Origin of the sequence: Stenotrophomonas sp. SY1, from assembly GCF_021202945.1 — a bacterium.
In the GTDB taxonomy this organism is placed as follows: Bacteria; Pseudomonadota; Gammaproteobacteria; order Xanthomonadales; family Xanthomonadaceae; genus Stenotrophomonas.
Genome location: NZ_JAJOYR010000001.1, coordinates 526,314 through 548,957 on the forward strand (window position 1 = coordinate 526,314; position 22,644 = coordinate 548,957).

Here is a 22,644-nt window from a genome sequence, read left to right on the forward strand (position 1 = left end):
GTGACTGATGCAGACTCGGCCTTCACCCGACACCCGTCTGCTGATGACTTCATACGAGTTGTTCCAGATGTTCGTGCTGTTGCTGGTTGGCCATGCATTGGCGGACTACCCCTTGCAGGGTGAGTTCCTGGCCAAGGCCAAGAACCGTTTCGCCCCGGTTCCCGGCGTGCCGTGGTACCAGGCGTTGGGCGCACATGCGGTGATCCACGGTGGCGCAGTGGGATGGATCACCGGCAGCATCACTCTCGGCGTGCTGGAAGTGATCTGTCACATGCTGATCGACGATCTGAAGTGCGGCCACCGCATCAGCTACAACATCGATCAGCTGCTGCATGTCGCCTGCAAGGTCGTGTGGGTCGCGCTGGCTGTCAGCACGACATTGCCTTGACGCTTTCCCATCCGATAGAAAGCAAACGCCCCGGACAAGCCGGGGCATTTGCCTGTTGCAGATGATGACCTGCGCCGCGCGTCAGTCGCCCAGCACGCCGCTGACACCAACGTAGGCACCGGAGCCGTCGCCGTTCTTGGAGAAGCCACCTTCCAGGCTCCAGCGGCCGCTTTCAGCCGTGTAACGGCTGCTGATGCCAACCGCACCCTGCGACTTGTAGGTGGCGGCACCCACAGAGTAGGTAACCCTGCCGGCCACATAAGGTGCCTGGCGCGCTGCCATCGCGGTGGCGATACCGGCATGCATGCTGCGCTCCAACTCACCGATGCGGTAGGCCAGGCTGGCGTTGCTGAACTCGTTGTTGCGGTTCATCGTCCAGTCGTACAGCTGCGAGCCGTTGATGGCGTCGGTGCTGTCGGCACTGACGCGGCCACGTGCCACGTTGGACATGGTCACCGGTGTGCCCTGATGACCGAGCGTGACATGGCTGTAGTCGGTGCTGCCGTCGGACTTCTGGTCGTAACGCACGGTCTGCTTGAGCTGGGCGACGTTCACCGCATCGGTGTCTTCGGTGCCGGCGGCGACATTGGTCAGCTGACGCTCCTGACCCACTGAACCCACCGATACACTGTTGTCGCGGCTGGCAACCGAGCCGTTGCCCAGAGCAACCGAATTACTGCCGGTGGCCTGGCTGTTGTTGCCCAATGCGGTGCTGTCCTTGCCGGAGGCCACGGCACCGTTGCCCAGTGCCAACGCGCCCTCACCCGAGGCCAGGGCGAGCTGCTCGGTGCCATCGCCGATGTTGCTGCTGATCATGCCGCCAGCACCGAAGCTTCCGTCGGCAATGGTGGTTTCCAGTTGGCTGACACGGTTGTCCAGTTGGCCCACACTGTTGTTGACGGCATCGATGCGGTCATTGATACCGGCCACGCTACCGCTGATGTCGCCCATGCCGGCCTTCAGCTCGGTGATGTCATTGGCATTCTGTGTGGTGCGACCATCGATGTTGGCCACGGCATCGCCGATGGTGCTGACGGTCTTGCCACCCACCGAGTAGCTCGGTGCGGAGATCGAACCGTCGGCATTGACCGTCGCGCCACCGCCCAGGTGGGTGGCAACGGACTGGCTCACGCCATGCAGCTGCGCACCGTTGACGGCCTGCAGGCTGGACGCGCCCACCGCACCATTGGCGACGCCATCCAGTACGCGTGCCCCCTGGGAGCCGGCGAAGTTCACGCTGCTGCCAGCCTTGTCGCCGGCAACCGTGATGTCGCCAGTGGTGGCATCCTGCTTGACCAGGCCGACCGATCCGTCGCTGAGCTGTGTAGTCAGCTCGCCGATCTGGGTGCTGTTGTCAGCTACGCGGTCGTCGATGTGGGTGATGGCATCGCCCATGCTGGTCACGGTAGTGGTCGAGCCATCGGCGTTGGTCACCACATAGCTCGGGCCCGTGATCGAGCCATCGGCATTGACTGCGGCCCCGCCGCCCATGCCGGCTGCAAGCGCCTGCAACTGGGCAACGTTCACCGCATCGAGCGCCTGCCCGCCCGCCTTCACGCCAGTGAGGGTGCGCGCGCCGTTGGTGCCGGCGAAGTTCACCGAGGTGCCGGCGGTGTCGGCAGCCACGGTGATGTCCAGTGAATCGGCATCCTGCTTCACCAGGCCAACGCTACCGTTGTTGATGTTGTTGGTGATGGTGCTGATGTCGCCCTGCAGCGAGGTGATGCTGCCTTCGTTGAGCGTGGTGCGGTTGTCCAGGCTGGTGATATCACCCTGCATGCTGGTGATGTTGGTATTGATCGAACTGATATCGCCCTGCACCGTGGTGATGTTGCCTTCGGCAGAGGTCATGCGACCGTCCAAGCTTGTGATGTTGCCTTCAGCGGTGTCCATGCGGCCGCCAAGTGCGGTCACATTGGTGTTGGTGGCAAACAGCTGCGAGCCGTTGACGGCCTCGGTGCTGTCGGCGGCCAAAGCGCCCGCCTGCACACCGGTCAGGACGCGCGCACCATCGGTGCCGGCGAAGTTCACCGAGGTGCCGGCGGTGTCGGCAGCCACGGTGATGTCCAGCGAGCCGGCATCCTGCTTCACCAAACCCACGCTACCGTTGTTGATGTTGTTGGTGATGGTGCTGATGTCGCCCTGCAGCGAGGTGATGCTGCCTTCGTTGAGCGTGGTGCGGTTGTCCAGGCTGGTGATATCACCCTGCATGCTGGTGATGTTGGTATTGATCGAACTGATATCGCCCTGCACCGTGGTGATGTTGCCTTCGGCAGAGGTCATGCGACCGTCCAAGCTTGTGATGTTGCCTTCAGCGGTGTCCATGCGGCCGCCAAGTGCGGTCACATTGGTGTTGGTGGCAAACAGCTGCGAGCCGTTGACGGCCTCGGTGCTGTCGGCGGCCAAAGCGCCCGCCTGCACACCGGTCAGGGCGCGGGCGCCATCGGTGCCGGCGAAGTTCACCGAGGTGCCGGCGGTGTCTGCAGCCACGGTGATGTCCAGCGAATCGGCATCCTGCTTCACCAAACCCACACTGCCGTTGTTGAGGTTGGTAGTGATGGTGCTGATGTCGCCCTGCAGCGAGGTGATGCTGCCTTCGTTGAGCGTGATGCGGTTGTCCAGGCTGGTGATATCACCCTGCATGCTGGTGATGTTGGTGTTGATCGTGGAGATATCGCCCTGCACCGTGGTGATGTTGCCCTCGGCGACGGTGACGCGATCCCCCAAGTTGGTGAGATCGCTGTTGATGGAAGTGATGTCACCCTCGGCGGAGGTCAAGCGGCCGTCCAGGCTGGTGATGTTGCCTTCAGCGGTACCCATGCGGGTATCCAGTGCGGACACCATGTTGTTGGTGGCAAACAACTGCGAACCGTTGATGGCCTCTTCGCTGTCAGCGGACAACGCACCAGCCTTCACGCCAGTCAGCGAGCGGGTGCCATCGGTACCGGCAATGCTCACCGACGAGCCGGCCGTGTCAGCGGCCACGGTGATTGCCTTCGAATCGGCATCCTGCTTGACCAGACCGACGGCGCCATTGGTGAGATCGGTGGTCAGCGCATCGATGGCGGTCGTGTTGGACGACGTGCGGCCGTCGATATGGGTGATCGCATCGCTGAGGTTGCCTACCGGCTGACCGGCCACCGTGAGGGAGGGAGCGATGAACGCGCCGGTATCAGCGTCATAAGCAGCGCCTCCGCCGATTGCGGCGGCAATCCCGGCGGCGGTTACGTTTGATTTACTGACCTCTGCCTGGAGCTGGCTGACGTTGACGGCATCACTGCCTTCGGCGCCGGCGGCGACATTGGTGAGGCGGCGCTTCTGGGTTGCCGAGCCGACCGAGACTTCACCCGTTGCAACCGCGCCCACCAGGAGTGCACCCGACTGGGAGGTGTATGCGGCCGCGCCGAGATTGGCAGTGGTGGTGCTACCTGCGCCCAGTGCCACGCTGCCCTCATGCGTGGCACTGGCATTGGCGCCGATGGCGATGGCGTTCTTGACGGTCACGCTTGCTGCACGGCCCATGGCAATGGCGTCGTTGCCGGCAGCGCTGGCCGACGTGCCCACGGCGATCGAATCGGTGCCCGCCGCGCGCGTCTGATCGGTGATGTTCTGCTTGGTATCGGTAGTGTCCGAGCCCCCGTTCAGCGCCGAGCCCAATGCGATGGCGCGGGCGCCGCTGGCGGTCGATGAGGTGCCGATGGCGGTGGCGTCGGAGCCGGTGGCAGTGGCATTGGTGCCGAATGCGGCCGCACGCGCAGCATTGGCCACGGAGAACGTGCCGAAGGAAATGGCCTGGATGCCGCTGGCGTATGAACCGGAGCCGTGGGCGATGCTGTTACGGCCCAATGCATTGGAGTAAGTGCCGGTGGCCAACGCACCGATGCCGCTGGCGAGGGAGCGGCCACCAAGAGCGATGGAGCCGGCATCCGCTGCCTTGGATGTGTCACCTAGTGCAATTCCGCCGACCGTAGCGGAACTTGAAGTGATGTTCAGCCCTAGGCCGTCTATACGGCGGTTGCCACCGCCGCCGATATCCCACATGTTGCCAATGGATTGTGCGTTGAAGCCGATCGCAGTGTTGTTGGACGAGGTCCCCGAAGCGACAGCACCGGTCCCCAGCTTGGTGTTGTCGGCCAGTACCGCAGTCGGAAGCAGCAGCATCGCGATGCATGTCGCGAGCGCACTCGTTGCCGTCCGACGATCGCGGATAGCTGCACGACTGCGCTTGCCCTTACCGGATGCGAACTCACTGGCCACCATGAAAGCGCCCAGGGTCGAATTCCACACAAGCTTGTAGATGATGTTCACGAAGTTGGTCACCTGATCTGCTGCAGATCCGATGCATCTGCAGTGGTTGAATGGGCGGCGCCGGAGCAGCGCGCACGCGGAAATTGGAGTCGCGTGCAATGGGAAAAACATGTCCCCTGCAGGCAGGGACGCCACGGTAGTTGCCGATCCAAATCCGTTGAATAGGCCTGGTCCGAAAGTCATTTCGCACCGCCTTTTCACGTGATCGCGTGGAGGAATCCGCTTCGCTGTGTGTCTAGGGAAACGCCTGTGCCCAGGTGCTGATGCAACGCCTTGGCCTCGTCGTCATGGATGTCATGGAGAGGGCGTGCGTTTTAACTTGGCGTCAGTGGCCGAATGCGTTTGCACGATCAGGCCGGGCATCGGTTCATCTGGCCGAATGTCGAAACACGCGATGCAGTTTTGGGGTGGCCATGACCTGCTTCCCGTTGCCGGACTGCCTATGCGGAGCTGCGCAACGAATGGCTCGGGCGCAGTCCTTAGCAATAAAGCTGAATGAACGCGGCGCAGGCCATTCCGGTGGGAAGGCCGGCACGCGTGTACCCTATTGGCCCCTGTTTGCCACGATCGCTGGTGCCGCATTTGCATCGGCGGCTGGTCGCTGGCGAATGCCTCGTTTTTGAAGTCGATCCGAATGGCCGTAAACGCACATCCCGACCTGCCCCTGACCCCATCGCCACACGGTGAGGGCACGCGTTATGACGCCTCGTTGAGGCTTTCCGTTGCGCCAATGATGGATTGGACCGATAGGCATTGCCGGGTGTTCCACCGCATCCTGGCGCCGGGCGCGCGGCTGTACACCGAGATGGTTCACGCCAATGCGGTCATCCATGGCCACCGCGAGCGCCTGCTGGGTTACGACGCCGTTGAACATCCGCTGGCGTTGCAACTGGGCGGCAGCGAACCGGCGGCGTTGGCGCAGGCCGCGCGCATCGCCGCCGATTGGGGCTATGACGAGGTCAACCTCAACTGCGGCTGTCCTTCCGACCGTGTGCAGGCCGGGCGCTTCGGCGCCTGCCTGATGCGTGAGCCGGAGCTGGTGGCCGAGTGCGTGGCGGCGATGGTCGCGGCGGTGGGCATCCCAATCACGGTCAAATGCCGCCTGGGTGTGGACGAAGACAACGATTACGAGCTGTTCGCCGGTTTCGTCGACCGCCAGGTGCAGGCTGGCGCGGCGATGGTGGTGGTGCACGCCCGCAATGCCTGGCTCAAGGGCTTGTCGCCGAAGGAAAACCGCGAAATCCCGCCGCTGCGCTACGACTGGGCCTATCGCCTGAAGCAGGAACGGCCGTCGCTGCCCGTCGTGCTCAACGGTGGCATCGCCACCGTGCAGGCCGCACAGGAACACATGCAGCACCTGGACGGGGTCATGCTGGGCCGCGCCGCGTACCACGATCCTTACGTGCTGCATGCGCTGGAAGCCGCGCAGACCGGCGCGCCGCTGCGCCCCCGCGAGGAACTGTTGCAGCAGATGCGCCCCTACGTGGAGGCACAACTGGCTGGCGGCCTGTCGCTCAAGCACATCACCAAGCACCTGCTGGGGCTGTTCCATTCCCAGCCCGGTGGTCGGGCGTTCCGGCAGATCCTCAGCGAGGGAGCGCACCTTCCGGGGGCGGATTGGGGCCTGTTGGAGCAGGCATTGCGGGTAACCGGTGAGCAGGCGGCGCGGGTCGCCTGAACCGGGGGCGGGTGCAGGGCCATATATCCGGTCATCTAGCTGAACAGGGCAAATGGCAAGGGGTAGGGTTCAGACCAGATTCACCCCTAAAAATCAAGAATTTGGCTCAGTTTCGTAAGGGCCATGAAAGATATTTTCAGGCGCTCCTTTACGGATTTTGAACGTTGCTCCGCAGTCCGTTAGGATCAGTCCCATGCCGCCGCTCTCCTGTCGTCGCCTGTTCCTCACCCTTGCCGCCAGCCTGGCTGTGGCCGGTTCGGGCGTGGCCGTGGTCTCGGCTCAACCGGTGCAGCCGGAACTTGCCCGTACTCCGCCGCCGGCGGCCGAACGGGTTGCCCGCCAGGCCAACGACCGATCGCTGTCCGACGCGGTGCGTCGGGTACAGCGGGAAACGGGTGGTCGCATCCTCGGCGTGGAGCGCGTGCCTTACGATGGTCGCGACATCAATCGTGTCAAATACATGGATGATCGCGGACGGGTGCGCTACATGGATGACCCGCAACCCAGCCGGAGCGGCCCCCGCGGGCCCCGGGCCGAGTTGCCACCACGCGGCGATAACTCCTGAACAGCGATAGTTGTTCCGCGTTCCGCATACACACGCCGGCTGATGGCCGGCCCAAGTTACTAGGGAGAGTTCATGCGTATCCTTCTGGTTGAAGACGAAGCCCCGCTGCGGGAAACCCTTGCGGCCCGCCTGAAGCGCGAAGGTTTCGCTGTGGATGCGGCGCAGGATGGCGAGGAAGGCCTGTACATGGGCCGCGAAGTGCCGTTCGACGTGGGCATCATCGATCTGGGCCTGCCCAAGATGTCGGGCATGGAGTTGATCAAGGCGCTGCGCGATGAGGGCAAGAAATTCCCGGTGCTGATCCTGACCGCGCGCTCGAGCTGGCAGGACAAGGTCGAAGGCCTGAAGCAGGGCGCCGACGATTACCTGGTCAAGCCGTTCCACGTCGAAGAGCTGCTGGCCCGCGTCAACGCGCTGCTGCGTCGCGCCGCCGGCTGGTCCAAGCCGACCCTGGAATGCGGCCCGGTGGCACTGGATCTGGCCGCGCAGACGGTCAGCGTCAGCGGCAGCAACGTCGACCTGACCAGCTACGAGTACAAGGTGCTCGAGTACCTGATGATGCATGCCGGTGAACTGGTCTCCAAGGCCGATCTGACCGAACACATCTACCAGCAGGATTTCGACCGCGACTCCAACGTGCTGGAGGTCTTCATCGGCCGCCTGCGCAAGAAGCTGGACCCGGACAGCGAGTTGAAGCCGATCGAAACCGTGCGCGGTCGCGGTTACCGTTTCGCGATCCCGCGCAACGAAGGCTGAGCCCCGTCAGGGGCGTAGTGGCATGACGGGCCGTCAGTGGCTATTGAAGCGTTGGCGGCCTCGCTCTTTGCAGGCACGCCAGCTGCTGGCTGCCTCGGTGGGGCTGGTGGCGTTCCTGGCATTGGCCGGCTACGCGCTCAATGCGATGTTCGCCGACACCGCCCGCGCCAATCTCAGTGAACGCCTGAAGAACTACGCCACCGCCTATGCCGGTGGCATCGACTTCACCCGCGACCGCTCGCTGTATATCCGCGAGCAGCCGCCGGACCCGCGTTTCGATATTCCCGGCAGCGGCCTGTACCTGCAGGTGGTGATGCCTGGTGGCTACGGCAACTCGATGTCCGCTGAAGGGCCGATGCTGCCCGACGTCAGTGGCCACATGCTGCAGCCGCGCGAGGAAGTATTCGAAGGCCCGCTGCCGATCACCCAGATCGACGGCTCCCAAGGCGAGGTCTACCGCTACGGCATGGGCCTGGTGTGGGGCGGTGATGGCGCACCGGAAGCCGAGTTCCCGTACACGATCTACGTGCTTGAGGATTCACGCGCGCTGGGCCGGCAGTTGCGGGTGTTCCGTGGCGCGGTGTGGTTCTGGCTGGGTGTCACCGGCCTGATCCTGCTGCTGTTGCAGACCCTGGTGCTGCAATGGAGCCTGCGCCCGCTCAAACGCGTCATCAACGAACTGACCAAGGTGCAGCGCGGTGAGCGTGAGCGCATGAGCGAGATGCACCCGCGCGAACTGGAGCCGTTGACCGAAAGCATCAACGCCTTCATCGAGAGCGAGCGCGAAAACCTCGAACGTCAGCGCAACACGCTGGCCGACCTTGCACACAGTCTGAAAACACCGCTGGCGGTGCTGCGCACGCAGCTGGACAGCGGCAGCAGCAACGAGCAGGAACTGCGCGAGGAAGTAGGCGCGCAGGTGCAGCGCATGAACAACCTGGTGTCCTACCAGTTGGCACGCGCGGCCTCTTCGGGACACAAGTTGTTCTCCGCACCGGTGCCGATCGAAACCAGTGCCGAGGAAATCGTGCGCGGGCTGGAAAAGGTCTACGCCAGCAAGGGCGTGCTGTGCGAGTTCGAGCTGGAGCCGGGCGTCAGTTTCTACGGCGAGCCGGGTGACCTGCAGGAGCTGCTGGGCAACCTGCTGGAAAACGCCTTCAAGTGGGCCAAACGCCGCGTGTTGCTGACCGCCAAACCCATTCCGAGCACCCCCGGCCGTCGTGCCGGTCTGGCGCTGGCGGTGGACGATGACGGCCCCGGCATCGCAGATGAAAACATCGCCAAGGTGCTGCAGCGTGGCGTGCGCGGCGATGAGCGCGTGCAGGGCCACGGCATTGGCCTGTCGATCGTGCAGGACCTGATCAAGGCCTATCGTGGCCAGTTGCAGGTCAAGCGTTCCACCGAACTGGGCGGTGCGCGGTTTGAGGTCACGTTGCCGCCGGGCATCTGATCGACGAAGGCGTTGGGCTTCCCGGTAGAGCATCCGCCGAGCATGGCCCGGCGCTACATGACTTGTCAGCGCGGGCCGTAGAACCTGCGCAGATGCGCGGCCACCAATGGCATCTGCTGCTCCAGCAGTGCGGGTGCGGAGAAGTGGTACTCGCTGACCACCGCGAAGAATTCCTCGGGCGCTTCTGCAGCGTAAGGATCGATGGCAGTTTCTTCGCCGGCATCGACCTGCGCGCAGAACTGGTCGTAGCTGTGCTGGAAGTCGTGCGCCCATTGCCGTTGCCAATCGCGTGGCAGCGGCGGCGTGCCGTCCATCGCGCCGTCCAGGGCATCAAGCTTGTGCGCCATTTCGTGCACGGCCACGCAGAAGCCTGCATGCGGGTCGGCGATGTCGGCCTGCACATCGGCCCAGGACAGGATCAACGGCCCGCTGTCCCAGGATTCACCGATCAGTTCGTCATCCCATTCGTGCAGCACGCCAGCGGCATCGATGTGGCTGCGCTGCACGCGGAAGGCGTCGGGGTAGACCACCAGTTCCGACCAGCCATGCAGGCCTTCGCGACCGAATTCCATCAACGGCAGGCAGCACAATACGGCCAGCAGCATGCGCTGGGTCTGATCCAGTTCCAGCCCGGCAACCGGGGTGATGGTCTTGTTGCGCAGGAACAGCGCGGTCAATTCACGCAGCCGGGTTTCCTGTGCGGGCTGCAGTGCATGCAGCCACGGACATTGCTGGCGAACGTGCTGCCAGATGGTTTCGTCAACGGAAACGGGAGTGCGCTGCCACCAGCGCAGGAACGACTGGATCAGCGGAACATCCCGGGCAGCATGCGGTGCCAGCGCGGCGCGCGCAGGCGCGGGATGATCTCGTCATCACCGCCGCCGGCAGACTGCGCCGGCTTGGTCTTGGCCGGGGCCGGCGGGGCCGAATTGGCGATGTTGACCGATGCGGCCGGAACCGCCACGCGCTCCACTTCGGCCGGGGCGTAGCTACAGCCGCTCCGGCCAGCGCCGTCGGGCGCATCCGAAGCCTGCGCTGCAACCGGCGCCAGCAACAGGATCAGGCAATGAGCAAGGTGGCGCATCGTCAACATCCAGAGCAGGCGAGCCCCCGATTCTAGCCTGCTTTTTTGCCTGAATTGGATAGCCTGCTGGGCGCCCCGGAGGGCATGACGCATAATTTCCCGGTCTGTCGGGAGAGAACTGCTGTGGATGACCGCCAACTGCTGGCCAAGCTGGGTGCCGGCGCGCTGTCCGGCGACGCCCTGGCCCGCGAGCTGGGGCTGACCCGCGCAGCCGTCTGGAAGCGTATACAGAGCCTGCGCGCCGCTGGCGTGGAGATCCACGGCCGGGCCGGGGATGGCTACCGGCTGGGGCAGCCATTGGAGCTGCTGGACGCCGCGCGCATCAAAGGCGGCCTGCCCGACGCGGTGCAGACGATGCTGGCCAGCCTGGATATCGACTGGTCTCTGGCCTCCACCAACACCGAATTGCTGCAACGCAGCGCGCCTTTGCGCGGTGTTGCCGTGTTGCTGGCCGAGCGCCAGACCGGTGGACGCGGTCGTCGTGGCCGCCACTGGGCCTCGCCGCTGGCCGCACATATCTATGTATCGCTGTCGCGTGCCTTCGCCGGCGGGCTGTCCCGGATGGGCGGGCTGAGCCTGGCCATGGGCGTGGCGGTGGTGGAAGCGCTGCATGCGCTGGGGTTTGCAGGCGCGGGCCTGAAGTGGCCCAACGATGTGCTGGTGGACGGGCGCAAGCTGGGCGGGCTGCTGGTCGAGGGGGGCGGCGAATTCGCCGGCCCGGCACGGGCGGTGATCGGACTGGGCCTGAACGTGCGTATGCCGGTGACGGCCGCCACGGACATCACTCAACCCTGGACTGATCTGGATACGCTGGCCGGCGCGCCGGTATCGCGCAATGCGGTGGTGACGGCCTTGCTGTCGGCGTTGCTGCCGGCATTGGAGCAGTTTGAACAGCAGGGGCTTGCTCCCTTCCTGCCGCGCTATGCGGCAATGGACGTATTGCAGGGGCGGGGAGTGCGCGTGGAGGAAGCCGGCGTGATGCACGAGGGCGTGGCCTGTGGCCTGGCCGAGGACGGCGCACTGAAAGTACGCATGGGCGAGGTGGAAACCCATTTCCATGCCGGCGAAGTCAGCGTGAGGGCGGCATGAGCGATTGGTTGTTCGACCTGGGCAATTCCCGTTTCAAGTTCGCCCCGCTCAGCGGTGTGACCGTAGGCAGCGTGCAGGCCTGGGCACATGGCGCCGAGACAATGACCGCCAGCGCGCTGGAAGCCCTGCCGCGCGGTGACACCGCCTGGGTGGCCAGCGTCGCGGCGCCGGCATTGACCGAAAAGGTGATGACGCTGCTGCGCGAGCGCTTCAGCCAGGTGCTGGTGGCGCACACGCAGGCGCACAGTGCCGGCGTCAGCGTGGCTTACGCGCGGCCGGAGAAGCTGGGTGTCGATCGCTTCCTTGCGCTGCTGGCTGCCGCGCAGGCGCAGCAGCCGGTGCTTGTGGTTGGCGTCGGCACGGCCCTGACCATTGACCTGATGGATGGCGACGGGCTGCACCGCGGGGGACGCATCGGTGCTTCGCCCACGTTGATGCGCGAGGCGCTGCATGCTCGTGCGGTGCAACTGCCTGCCACGGGCGGAGATTACGCAGAGTTCGCCAACGACACGGCCGATGCACTGGCATCCGGTTGTGTCGGCGCGGCGGTGGCCCTGGTCGAACGCAGCCTGCGTCATGCCGGTGAGCTGCTGGGTACGCCCCCGCAGTTGCTGGTGCATGGCGGCGGGGCGCCGGAACTGCTGCCGTTGCTGCCCGATGCTGCCTACCGGCCGTCCCTGGTGCTCGACGGTCTGGCGCGATGGGCGGTGCATCACCGCACCGGCGAACGGTAGGATCACGCCATGCTTACCCGTTTCCTGATCGTCATCCTTGCCGTCCTGAATGTCGGCGTCGCGCTGTGGTGGCTGGCACCGCGTCCGCAGGCAGCATCTGCACCGGTTTCCACCGAACCCGGCGTGGCAACGCTTGAACTGCTGCCGGGGCCGGCCACTGCCGCTCCGCAAGTGGCGGTCAGCACTGCCGCTGCGGACGCAGCGAACGCCAGCACGGGAAACGCGCTGGCAGCGATCACAGCAGCGCCCGCCGCCGTCGCCGCGAAACCGGCAATCGAGCCGGCCACGCCGCCTGACGTTGCAACGCCGCCGGCCAAGCCGGTGCCCGAGCAGTGCGTCAGCCTCGGCCCGTTTGCCGATGCGGCCAAGGCGCAGGCCGCCATTGCTGCGCTCGGTGCCGATGCCCTGCGTTCGCGCACGCGTGAGACACCGGGCAAGCCGGCCAGCAGCTATCGCGTGTTCATCGCCCCGGCAGCCACCCGCGAAGAGGCGCAGGCCACCGCCAAACGCATCGTCGAGGCGGGTTTCAGCGACTACTTCATCGTCTCCCAAGGCGAGGAAGCCAACGCCGTGGCGCTGGGCCAGTACCGCAACCGCGAAGGCGCGCAGCGGCGGCTGAGTTCGCTGGAAGCAGCCGGCTTCCCGGCCCGGTTGGCAGCCAATGGCAACGAGATCCCACCGGGTTGGTGGCTGGACGTGGCCATGCGGGCTGGCGTCACGCCAGCGGCGCTGCAGCAACGCACCGGCGCCGGCCAACAACAATCGCTTGATTGCGCACGTCTGCGCTAGAATGGCGCCCGCTTGTTGGCCGCCGGGTAACCGCGCCGCCGCCGGTCAGGCGCAACGCCTCCGCCGGTAACTGCAACATGCCGCTTTAGCTCAGCTGGTAGAGCAACTGTCTTGTAAACAGTAGGTCATCCGTTCGATTCGGATAAGCGGCACCACTTTCGCCATCTTCGGCGCTCCTGAAGGCTACGCGGTTGGGTTGGGGGCATCCTCGCCCGGCTGGCGCGTGCCTGTTGCGACGCCCGAACCCAGTCGCACGTTGTCCCCGGCTAACGCACTTCATTCCGTTGCGGCCTGCTGCACCGCCGCAGGCTGTTCGCGTGGCGGCTGGCTAAACTGTTTTCATTTGCAATGGAGATGGTGATGGCCAGTTTTCGCCCTGTTTCGCTGATCGGTGTGCCTACCGATATTGGTGCCGGCCATCGTGGTGCGCGTCTCGGGCCGGAGGCGTTGCGCATTGCCGGGCTGCCCGAAGCACTGATTGCGCGTGGCGTGGAAGTACGGGACCTGGGCAACCTCGACGGGCCGCGCAATCCATGGACCGGACCGGTTCACGGCTACCGCCACCTGGATGAAGTGGTGGCGTGGAATCACGCGCTGATGCAAGCCACCTATGCCGAGCTGAGTGCCGGGCACATGCCGATCATGCTCGGCGGCGATCATTGCCTGGGCATCGGTTCGATCACCGCCGTGGCGCGCTGGTGCCGCGAGCACGGCAAGCAGTTGCGGGTGCTCTGGCTGGATGCACATTCGGACTTCAACACCTCCGATGTCACGCCCTCGGGCAACATCCATGGCATGCCGGTGGCCTGTCTGTGCGGGTTGGGGCCGGACGAGCTGACGCGTTTGGGCGGAACCGTGCCCGCCATTTCACCCAAGCAGGTGCATCAGATCGGCATCCGTTCGGTGGACCCGGAAGAAAAGCGGCTGATCAAGGATCACAAGGTCGATGTCTACGACATGCGTTACATCGACGAGGCCGGCATGAAGCGCACCATGGAAGCGGCGCTGGCTGGCGTTGATGCGAACACGCACCTGCATGTGAGCTTTGACGTGGACTTCCTGGACCCAAGCATCGCGCCGGGCGTAGGCACGACCGTGCCGGGCGGGGTGAACTACCGCGAAGCGCAGCTGGTGATGGAGATGATTGCCGACACCGGCTTGATGGGCTCGCTGGACATCGTTGAATTGAATCCGCTGCTCGATCACCAGAACCGAACTGCGGAACTGGCGGTGGACCTGGTGGAAAGCCTGTTCGGAAAATCGACGTTGATGCGCGATGTCTGAGTTGCGTTGAAGGGCCGCGCCCCGGGCAGGTGCGCATCAGCCAGTACAGCCATATGGCGGATCGTCATTCCCGTTCGTGCGGGAATGACGATCTGACGGCAGGTCTGCGATGCCTCCCGCCTGCCGTCCACTGACATCATCCACACCTGACTGAATGGCAGCGTCAGGCGTTCACGCGCCCTGAACATCGCAACGGCCAGATTTCCTTCCACGCGCGGTCATGCAGGTTGTGGCTCCATCGCAGCCGATGCTCGCCAGACCCATGAAGGAGGCAACACGATGAAACGTTTGATGATGCTCGCCCTGCTTGGACTGTTTTCGGTCGGAACCCTCAGTGGCTGCAATACCGTAGCTGGCGCCGGCAAGGATGTGCAGAAGGCCGGTGAGAAGGTGGAAGACAAGGCCAAGGATTGCAGCGACGGCAAGTGCTGAATCATGCGGTCCACCCCGTCGCTTAATTCGTGATACCAACAACTGGAGAAAAACATGAAGCGTTTGGTTGCGTTGATGTTGCTGTCACTGTTCTCGGTTGCGGTGCTCGCTGGCTGCAACACCGTCGCTGGTGCCGGCAAGGATGTGCAGAAGGCAGGGGAAAAAGTTGAGGATGCCGCCAAGCGCTGATGTTTCCGCGCGTATGCACGCATACACGAAAAGGCCGGCATTGCCGGCCTTTTCCATGTCATGAATGTGCGTGACGGCGTGCGAAGCTGAAGACGCATTCAACATCATCAGTACAAGGCAACGGAAACTGGACCTTGCGGCAACATGCGCTGCCTCATGCTGGCCACACGCGGATCAACCGCGTTGCATGAGGAAAAGCGCAATGAACAAAGACATCATTTCCGGCAAGTGGACCCAGCTCAAGGGCAAGATGCAGGCGCAATGGGGCGACCTGACCGACGACGACATGAAGGTGGCCGAAGGCAACGCTGAGTACCTGGCCGGTCGCCTGCAGGAACGTTATGGCTGGGCCAAGGACCGTGCAGAGAACGAAGTGCGCGACTTTGAAAAGGCGCTGCACAAGGATTATCCCGACTACCACTGACGCAGCGGTAGCCTGAAGGAAAACGGGCCGCAGCGATGCGGCCCGTTTCATTGCTGCCATTGGATGGGTAGCGCCGAGCCGCGCTCGGCGATGACATGGCCGCGAAGGCTTCCGCCGAGCATGGCTCGGCGCTACGGGCCGATGCGGGTCAACGGCCGCGTGCCGGCGGATCAGGAACGAAGCTGCCAGGAAACGCCTGCGGCGAGTTGTTGTCCATGTAACGCGGAACGATGCCCATCGCCACCAGGCGCGAACGTGCGTCGTAGCGCACCTGGCTGATCTGCGTTGGCGTGCGGCTGGCGCGCTCGAAGCTGGTCAAGGACGAATGCGACCACTCGCGTTCGCCATGGCCGGTGCCCAGTCGCTGGCGCTGGGTCTCGGCCTTGCCGTAGGCCGACGTGGAGGCATCGGCGCTGCGGCTTCCGGCACTGGCCGCGCTTTCGGCCTGGGCGCGTGGTGCCGGGTAGGGAGCAGGCAACGGACGCACGTCGTACATCGGCGGGCGGCGCTGTTCGTTGAACACGGCGATGCCGATCACCCCAACGTCGGTCGGGCGACCGGTGCGGCTGGCGTAGCTGTCGCTGTGGCGGGTGAACACGAACTGCGCCACTTCAGCGTTGGATTTGCGCCAGCCACTGATTTCGCTGCTCTGCCAGGGCTCCAGTACATAGCCGGACTGGGCCGGGGAGGCGGTCTGGCCGGTGATGGCATTGACCCCGTCCACCGACAGCACCACCAGCTTGCGCTCACCGCTGCGGTTTTCCAGGCGCACGCTGTAGCGGTGCCCCGGCGTGCCGGTCACCCAGGCCTGGCCGCGGTGCGGGTACTGCTCCAGCTCCCCGCCGTCGTCGCGGTCGATGACCGACAGCACCACCGGGCCGTCCAGAGGCGGTGGCACCGGCCGGAACCCGCACAAGGCAAGGACCGTCAACACACTGGCGAATATGCGGTACATGGCAGGCTCCTGGACGGGGGACGAGGCAATGAACGGCCAGGGGCGGCCAGCGGGGTTGCGCCATGGGGGTTACACTGGGCCGGTTCATCCTTTCGTCACGTTTTTGTTCATGACTACCCGCGTCCTTACCGGCATCAAGCCCTCCGGCACCCCGCACATCGGCAATTACCTGGGCGCCATCCGCCCGGCCATCGCCGCCAGCCGTGCCGCCGACACCGAAAGCTTCTTCTTCCTGGCCGACCTGCACAGCCTGATCAACACCCAGGACCCGCTGCGTGTGCAGCGTTCGACCTTGGAAATCGCTGCCAGCTGGCTGGCCGCAGGGCTGGACCCGGACAAGGTGTGGTTCTACCGGCAAAGCGACATCCCGGAAATCACCGAGCTGACCTGGTACCTGACCACCGTGGCCAGCAAGGGCATCCTCAACCGCGCGCATGCCTACAAGGCGGCGGTGGACAAGAACCGCGAGGAAGGCATCGATGAGGATGCCGGCGTCACCGCCGGGCTGTTCATGTACCCGGTGCTGATGGCCGCCGACATCCTGGTGTTTGGCGCCAACAAGGTGCCGGTGGGGCGCGACCAGATCCAGCACATCGAAATGGCGCGCGATTTCGGCCAGCGCTTCAATCACGTCTACGGCAAGGATTATTTCGTGCTGCCCGAAGCGGTGATCGACGAGGCGGTGGCAACCTTGCCGGGCCTGGACGGCCGCAAGATGAGCAAGAGCTACGACAACGTGATTCCGCTGTTCGCCCCGCGCGAGGAGCTGAAGAAGCTGGTGTTCTCGGTGCTCACCGATTCGCGTGCACCGGGTGAGCCCAAGAGCACCGAAGGCTCGGCGCTGTTCCAGATGTACCAGGCCTTTGCCACGCCGGAGCAGACCGCTGCGTTCGCGCAGGCCTTCGCTGATGGCATCGCCTGGGGTGAAGCCAAGGCGCAGGTGTTCGAGCGCATGGACACCGAACTGGCACCGCTGCGCGAGCGTTACAACGCGCTGATGGCCGAGCCGGCCAAGATCGAAGCGCTGCTGCGCAGGCGCGGCCAGCAACTGCGTGAGCAGTTCGCCATTCCGCTGCTGAAGGAGCTGCGTGATGCGGTGGGCCTGCGTGATCTGTCCAGCATCGGCCAGGCGCAGAAGACCGAGTCCGTGGCCAAGGCTGCGCTGCCGCTGTTCAAGCAGTACCGCGAGAAGGACGGCCGCTTCTACTTCAAGCTGCTCGATGGCGAAGGCGAACTGCTGATCCAGAGCGAAGGCTTTGACTCGCCGCGCGATGCCGGCCAGCTGATCGCGGTGATCAAGCAGGCCGAGCAGGGCGATGCCCTGCAGAGCGAGCTGTTCAAGATCGAAGGTGAACTGGAGCCGGTGCTGACTGCATTGCAGGCACTGCGCGAGGCCGCCGCCAAGGATTGACCCGGGATTGCCCACAGGGGAAAGGAGCACGTCGATGGCCTGGTTGTCGTTGTTGTTGTTCCTTCCCTGGTTCGGGGTGATGGCCGCGCTGTACTGGTGGTTTCCACGTCAGCCCCGGCACCGTGCGCGCACGCTGTACGACGCGGGCATGCTGTTGCTGGCATTGCTGGTCAGCATCGGCCTGATGTTGTGGGGCTATCGTGTGGGTGCGGCCGAAGTGGCCGATGGGCTGTGGAAGCAGATCATGGCGGTGCTGTACGCCTATGGCGGCTTCCTGGTGGTGATGGTGCTGGCGCTGCTGCTGCGCCCGCGCGTGCTGCAGCGCTGAGCCGGGCATCTGCGACCAAGGTTCAATGTGACCCATGCCGGGTGACTGGCACGATCGGCGATGGTCCCCTCAGCGAGTTGCGCCGATGTCCGTCGAGTTTGGCATTCACACCATCGACACCGCGTTCCAGCGTGACCATTTCGACGCGGCCTATCTCATCGCGCATGAAGGGCGCGGTGCCTTCATCGACTGCGGCACCAGTCACGCCGTTCCCAGGTTGCTGGCCTGTGCCGCGCAGGCGGGTCTGCAACCAGCCGACATCGACTGGCTGATCGTCACCCACGTACACCTGGACCACGCCGGCGGCGCCGGTGCGTTGCTGCAGGAACTGCCCAACGCCCGATTGGTGGTGCATCCGCGCGGTGCGCCGCACATGATCGATCCGGCCCGGCTCATTGCCGGTGCCACCGCCGTGTATGGCGAGGCGGAGATGGCGCGCAGCTACGGGACGATCGTGCCGGTGCCGGAAGCGCGTGTGGTGATTGCCGGCGACGGCCATCAGCTGTCCCTGGCCGGACGTGCGTTGTTGTGCGTCGATACGCCCGGCCATGCCCGCCATCATTTCTGTGTGTGGGACGAAACCAGCCGCAGCTGGTTCACCGGCGATACGTTCGGTCTGTCCTACCGCGAGCTGGACAGCGAGCGCGGGCCGTTCATCGTTCCCACGTCCTCGCCGGTGCAGTTCGAGCCGGAAGCGCTGCATGCCTCGATTGATCGGCTGATGACGCGCGCGCCCAAGGCCATGTACCTGACCCACTACGGGCGTGTGCAGGACGTCGCGCGGCTGGCCGGTGACCTGCATGAGCAGATCGACGAGATGGTCGGCATTGCGCGCCAGTACGAGAAAGCCGATGACCGGCATGACGCACTGGTTTCTGCATTGGGTGCGTTGTACGTGGCACGTGCCCGCAGGCACGAGTGCGCACTGGATGATGCCGGTGTGCTGCGGGTGCTGGCGATGGATATCGAACTCAATGCGCAAGGTCTGGTCTGCTGGTTGGAGCGGGACAAGCGGTGAATCGGCGGAAGGCAGGCGTGCGGTTGCAGGGTGATAGAGGCGTGCGACCGTCGGGCCGAAAACCACTTTTTTGATCCATCCCTTCCACCGCTTGCGGGGGAAGCTGCCCGAAGGGCAGATGGGGCGCTTTGGGTTTTTGTGTTGCGCCGTGCGATGACGAAAAGTCCAGAGCGGAAATCAGAACCTGAAGCTGAAAAGCGCCCTCATCCGGTGCTTCGCACCACCTTCTCCCGCAGGCGGGAGAAGGGACAGTTCAAGATGGTCGGCACTTCGCATCCGCTTCTCTCGCGTATCGGAGACGAGGTAGTTCGAGATAGCCGGCGTTCTGCATCCGCTTCTTCCACATGTCGGAGACGGGGCCATCCCAAGCTGGTTGCCCGCTTTGCTTCCGTTCCCCCAGTTATGGTCTTTCGCCTTAGAATTCGTGGCTCTGCCCGTAGCTCTGGTATTTGCCGTGAACCCGATGCGCATCCTGTTGCTCTCGTCCTGCCTGTTCGTCGGTGGCATCGCCAATGCGGCCAACGACCTGCCCGGCGGTGGCATCGATCCGGAAGCGCTGTCGCGGCACGTGCGCATCCTGGCGTCGGATGAATTCGAAGGCCGCGCACCGGCGACGAATGGCGAGCAGCGCACCGTCGATTACCTGGTCGAGGAGTTCCGCAAGGCAGGTCTGCAACCGGGCGGCAAGGACGGCAGCTGGGTGCAGGAAGTGCCGTTGGTGCGCGCTACGGTCAATGGTGAGGTGACTGCCAGCCTGTCGCTGGGTGGCAAGTCGCAGCCGCTGGTCAACGGCGAGGACGTCACGCTGCAGAGCCTGAGCCCGCTGGGTGTGGTCGACCAGAAGGATGTGCCGCTGGTGTTCATCGGTTATGGCATCTCCGCACCGGAGCGTCATTGGGACGATTACAAGGGCGTGGACCTGCGCGGCAAGATCGCGGTGGTGCTGATCAACGACGCCGACTTCGAGGCGGATGCTCCGGGTGCGTTCGATGGCAAGGCGGTGACCTACTACGGTCGTTGGACCTACAAGTTCGAGGAGGCCGCGCGGCGCGGCGCCGAAGGCGTGCTGATCGTGCACGAGACGGCCGGTGCGGCGTACCCGTGGGCGACGGTGAAGGCGTCGGGTACCTCGGCGCTGTTCGATATCGAACGCAGCCAGGAAGAAGCATTGGCTGCGCACACGCCGGTGCGTGGCTGGATGCAGCGGTCTCTGGCCGAACGCATCTTCAGTGCGGCCGGGCTGGATTTCGAGGCCGAAAAGCGCAAGGCGATGAAGGCCGACTTCCGTCCGGTGGAGCTGGGTGATGCGCGTTTGTCCACGAGTTTCCGGGTCAAGCGCGAGCGCGTGGTGACCCGCAACGTGGTTGCCAAGCTGGAAGGCGCCACGCACCCGGAGGAATCGGTGATCTTCTCCGCGCATTGGGACGCCTTCGGTATCGGCCAGCCCGATGCCAGCGGCCAGACCGTGCGTCATGGCGCCATCGACAACGCCACCGGTGTTGCCTCGGTGCTGGAGCTGGGGCGTGTGTTCGCTGCCGGCCCGCGTCCGCAGCGCAGTCTGTATTTCCTGGCACTGACCGCCGAGGAGAAGGGCCTGCTCGGTGCCAGTTACTACGCCGCGCACCCGCTGGCGCCGCTGGAAACCACCGCAGCGGTGCTGAACATCGAGATGTTCAGCCCGGACGGCGAAACCGCCGACATCGCCACCTGGGGCAAGGGCCGTGTGTCGCTGGAAAACGACGTGGACCGCGTGGCCAAGGCGCGTGGCCGGCATTGGTCGCCGGACCCGAATCTTGAAGCGGGCTTCTTCTACCGCGCCGACCACTTCGCCTTCGCCCGCAAGGGCGTGCCGGCGATCACCGTGGGTGCCGGCCTGGACAAGCTTGACGGTGGCGTGGCTGCCGGTCGCGCGCTGCGTGATGCCTACTTCGCCAAGTGCTACCACCAGGCCTGCGATGCGTGGACGCCGCAATGGGATGCACGTGGCCTGGCCGCTGACACATTGCTGGTCTACGACCTGGGCCTGGAACTGGCCAACAGCCGCCAGTGGCCGCAGTGGGACAAGGGTGCCGAGTTCGAGGCCGCGCGCGAAGCGAGTGACGCGTTGAGGCGTTGAGCTTTCTGCTTTCTGCCTTTCAAGCCGTCATTCCCGCCTGCACGGGAATGATGGCTTAACCGCAGGGCAGTCTGGCAGCAGCAACAACAGGAATCGAAAGCTGTTGTCGCATCCGGACTTACTGTCTGGTTCCGTCCAGCCAGTTCGGGCCCTTGTTCTTCAGGAAGAACACATAGACCACCAGCGACACCGCGATCACCACGGTGACGTAGATCGCGAACAGGTCCACGTGGCCGGTCTTCAATGCGCCCTGATACAGCAAGGGCGCGGTGCCGCCGAACAACGAGTTGGCCAGCGCATAGCCAAAGCCCACGCCCAGTGCGCGCACATGCGTGGGAAACAGTTCGGCCTTCACCACCGCGTTGATCGAGGTATAGCCGGTGAGGATGACGAAGGCCACGGCCAACGTCACGAACGCGGCCAATGCATCGTGCTGCTGCGGCAGGCGGGTCACCATGTACCAGGTGTAGAGCACGCCGCCGATACCGAAGAACACCAGCAGGCTCTTGCGGCCGATGATGTCCGACAGCCAGCCGCCGAGTGGTTGCAGCACCATCAGGAAGCTGAGCACGCCCAGGTTGATCAGCGTGCCGGTCATCACGTCATCGCCGGCAAAGGCGCTCTGGATCATCTTCGGCCCGTTCACCGAGTACGTGTAGAACGCCACGGTGCCACCGGCGGTGATCAGGAAGCACAGCAGCAGTGGGCGCCACTGGTGCACGAAAAGCTCGTACATCGAACCGGACGCCTTGGCGCGGCCTTCCTTCGCTGCTTCGATGGATTCGGCCTGCAGCGATTCGTCCATGCTCCGGCGCAGCCAGAACACCACGATCGCAGCGATGCCGCCGATGCCGAACGCCACGCGCCAGCCCCAGGCGGAGATGTCGGGCTTGTCCCAGAAGCTGAGCATGACCAGCAACGTCAGCTGCGCCAGCACATGCCCGCCGACCAGGGTCACGTAGTGGAACGAGGACAGGAAGCCGCGACGCCCGGGAATGGCCGCTTCGGACATGTAGGTGGCGCTGGTGCCGTATTCGCCACCGGTGGCGAAACCCTGCAGCAGGCGCGCGAACAGCAGGATCAGCGCCGCCGCGCCGCCGATCTGCGAGGCGGTGGGTGTGATGGCGATCAAAAACGAGCAGCCAGCCATCACCGACACTGAAACCGTCAACGCCAGCCGACGCCCATAGCGGTCAGCGAAACGGCCGAAGTACCACGCGCCGATCGGCCGCATCAGGAAGGTGGCGGCGAAGATCGCCCAGATGTAGATCGTGGAGTTCTTGTCGGTGGCCGAAAAGAACTGCGATTCGAAGTAGATGGCGAACACCGAGTAGACATAGACGTCATACCACTCGACGAGATTGCCGGCCGAACCTTTGAGGGTGTTGGAAATGGACCGGCGCAGGGCGCTGCGTTCGGCCAGGGTCGGGGAGACGGTGGAGGTACTCATGCGTCCGGGGTTCTCGCGTGCAAGGCAGGGACGGGCCATGCGCCGGTACCATCCGGGCGCGCAGCCATGCGCGTTACCGTACCGCAGCTGGATGTGAGGCGATGTAATGACTTGGCAGGGGGGCATCGAAAACAGCATGCCGTTTTCCGTACTGATAACTGGCGGCACGGTGGCCTAGAATTCGCATTCCCCTGAT

The 22,644-nt window shown here is 64.5% G+C and carries 21 protein-coding genes and 1 tRNA gene; 17 read left to right on the top strand and 5 right to left on the bottom strand.

Translation table 11 applies throughout. The annotated features are described in order from the left end of the window. Positions 1–43 precede the first annotated feature (43 nt). The gene (locus LR961_RS02075; RefSeq protein ID WP_232146766.1) at positions 44–388 is read left to right on the top strand and encodes a DUF3307 domain-containing protein; all 345 of its coding nucleotides are present in this window, start codon (positions 44–46) and stop codon (positions 386–388) included. Positions 389–469: 81 nt separating this feature from the next. Here the strand turns inward: LR961_RS02075 and LR961_RS02080 are convergent, their stop codons facing one another. Beyond that, positions 470–4,708 (bottom strand): ESPR-type extended signal peptide-containing protein, encoded by a 4,239-nt coding sequence (locus tag LR961_RS02080; RefSeq protein ID WP_232146767.1) that lies wholly within the window; start codon positions 4,706–4,708, stop codon positions 470–472. A gap of 622 nt (positions 4,709–5,330) precedes the next feature. On the opposite strand from LR961_RS02080, the gene dusA reads away from it, so the two are divergent. From dusA to LR961_RS02100, 4 genes are all read left to right on the top strand, one after another. Continuing rightward, positions 5,331–6,374: a tRNA dihydrouridine(20/20a) synthase DusA gene (gene dusA, locus LR961_RS02085; protein WP_269670531.1), complete on the top strand. Its 1,044-nt coding sequence runs from the start codon at positions 5,331–5,333 to the stop codon at positions 6,372–6,374. A 193-nt stretch (positions 6,375–6,567) separates the two neighbouring features. After that, positions 6,568–6,939, top strand: a complete 372-nt coding sequence (locus LR961_RS02090; RefSeq protein ID WP_232146769.1) for a hypothetical protein — start codon at positions 6,568–6,570, stop codon at positions 6,937–6,939. A gap of 72 nt (positions 6,940–7,011) precedes the next feature. Next, positions 7,012–7,695, top strand: coding sequence for a response regulator transcription factor (locus LR961_RS02095; protein WP_232146770.1), 684 nt, complete (start codon positions 7,012–7,014; stop codon positions 7,693–7,695). Between the two features lie 22 nt (positions 7,696–7,717). Continuing rightward, positions 7,718–9,145, top strand: coding sequence for an ATP-binding protein (locus LR961_RS02100; protein WP_232146771.1), 1,428 nt, complete (start codon positions 7,718–7,720; stop codon positions 9,143–9,145). Between the two features lie 65 nt (positions 9,146–9,210). Here the strand turns inward: LR961_RS02100 and LR961_RS02105 are convergent, their stop codons facing one another. Together LR961_RS02105 and LR961_RS02110 are read right to left on the bottom strand one after the other, a co-directional pair. Then, entirely contained in the window at positions 9,211–9,939 is a 729-nt protein-coding gene (locus LR961_RS02105; RefSeq protein WP_232149162.1) for a M90 family metallopeptidase, read from the bottom strand. A gap of 11 nt (positions 9,940–9,950) precedes the next feature. Further along, positions 9,951–10,229: a hypothetical protein gene (locus tag LR961_RS02110; protein ID WP_232146772.1), complete on the bottom strand. Its 279-nt coding sequence runs from the start codon at positions 10,227–10,229 to the stop codon at positions 9,951–9,953. Positions 10,230–10,313: 84 nt separating this feature from the next. On the opposite strand from LR961_RS02110, the gene birA reads away from it, so the two are divergent. From birA to LR961_RS02150, 8 genes are all read left to right on the top strand, one after another. Continuing rightward, positions 10,314–11,318, top strand: coding sequence for a bifunctional biotin--[acetyl-CoA-carboxylase] ligase/biotin operon repressor BirA (gene birA, locus LR961_RS02115; RefSeq protein ID WP_232146773.1), 1,005 nt, complete (start codon positions 10,314–10,316; stop codon positions 11,316–11,318). Next, on the top strand, positions 11,315–12,052 hold the full coding sequence (locus LR961_RS02120; RefSeq protein WP_232146774.1) for a type III pantothenate kinase: 738 nt from the start codon (positions 11,315–11,317) through the stop codon (positions 12,050–12,052). The genes birA and LR961_RS02120 overlap by 4 nt, the downstream gene beginning before the upstream one ends. 9 nt (positions 12,053–12,061) lie before the next feature. Continuing rightward, complete coding sequence (locus LR961_RS02125; RefSeq protein WP_232146775.1) at positions 12,062–12,841, top strand: SPOR domain-containing protein; 780 nt, start codon at positions 12,062–12,064, stop codon at positions 12,839–12,841. 79 nt (positions 12,842–12,920) lie between these two features. Further along, positions 12,921–12,996, top strand: a tRNA-Thr gene (locus LR961_RS02130). A 205-nt stretch (positions 12,997–13,201) separates the two neighbouring features. Beyond that, on the top strand, positions 13,202–14,125 hold the full coding sequence (rocF, locus tag LR961_RS02135) for an arginase (protein ID WP_232146776.1): 924 nt from the start codon (positions 13,202–13,204) through the stop codon (positions 14,123–14,125). Between the two features lie 279 nt (positions 14,126–14,404). Further along, positions 14,405–14,557 (top strand): entericidin A/B family lipoprotein, encoded by a 153-nt coding sequence (locus LR961_RS02140; protein WP_232146777.1) that lies wholly within the window; start codon positions 14,405–14,407, stop codon positions 14,555–14,557. Positions 14,558–14,611: 54 nt separating this feature from the next. Continuing rightward, positions 14,612–14,746 (top strand): entericidin A/B family lipoprotein, encoded by a 135-nt coding sequence (locus tag LR961_RS02145; RefSeq protein WP_232146778.1) that lies wholly within the window; start codon positions 14,612–14,614, stop codon positions 14,744–14,746. 202 nt (positions 14,747–14,948) lie between these two features. Next, on the top strand, positions 14,949–15,170 hold the full coding sequence (locus LR961_RS02150; protein ID WP_232146779.1) for a CsbD family protein: 222 nt from the start codon (positions 14,949–14,951) through the stop codon (positions 15,168–15,170). A 148-nt stretch (positions 15,171–15,318) separates the two neighbouring features. Here the strand turns inward: LR961_RS02150 and LR961_RS02155 are convergent, their stop codons facing one another. Then, complete coding sequence (locus LR961_RS02155; RefSeq protein WP_232146780.1) at positions 15,319–16,125, bottom strand: hypothetical protein; 807 nt, start codon at positions 16,123–16,125, stop codon at positions 15,319–15,321. 109 nt (positions 16,126–16,234) lie between these two features. Here LR961_RS02155 and LR961_RS02160 point away from each other — a divergent pair, with 109 nt between their 5' ends. The 4 genes from LR961_RS02160 to LR961_RS02175 all read left to right on the top strand — a co-directional run bounded on the left by LR961_RS02160 (position 16,235) and on the right by LR961_RS02175 (position 20,998). Further along, positions 16,235–17,536 carry a tryptophan--tRNA ligase gene (locus tag LR961_RS02160; RefSeq protein ID WP_232146781.1) on the top strand — a complete coding sequence of 434 codons (1,302 nt, stop codon included), beginning with the start codon at positions 16,235–16,237 and terminating at the stop codon, positions 17,534–17,536. A gap of 34 nt (positions 17,537–17,570) precedes the next feature. Continuing rightward, the gene (locus tag LR961_RS02165) at positions 17,571–17,864 is read left to right on the top strand and encodes a hypothetical protein (RefSeq protein WP_232146782.1); all 294 of its coding nucleotides are present in this window, start codon (positions 17,571–17,573) and stop codon (positions 17,862–17,864) included. 85 nt (positions 17,865–17,949) lie between these two features. Then, positions 17,950–18,882: an MBL fold metallo-hydrolase gene (locus tag LR961_RS02170; RefSeq protein ID WP_232146783.1), complete on the top strand. Its 933-nt coding sequence runs from the start codon at positions 17,950–17,952 to the stop codon at positions 18,880–18,882. A gap of 463 nt (positions 18,883–19,345) precedes the next feature. Beyond that, positions 19,346–20,998: a M28 family metallopeptidase gene (locus LR961_RS02175; protein ID WP_232149163.1), complete on the top strand. Its 1,653-nt coding sequence runs from the start codon at positions 19,346–19,348 to the stop codon at positions 20,996–20,998. Positions 20,999–21,116: 118 nt separating this feature from the next. On the opposite strand, the gene LR961_RS02180 is transcribed toward LR961_RS02175, so the two are convergent. Then, positions 21,117–22,448 (bottom strand): MFS transporter, encoded by a 1,332-nt coding sequence (locus LR961_RS02180; RefSeq protein ID WP_232146784.1) that lies wholly within the window; start codon positions 22,446–22,448, stop codon positions 21,117–21,119. Positions 22,449–22,644 lie beyond the last annotated feature (196 nt).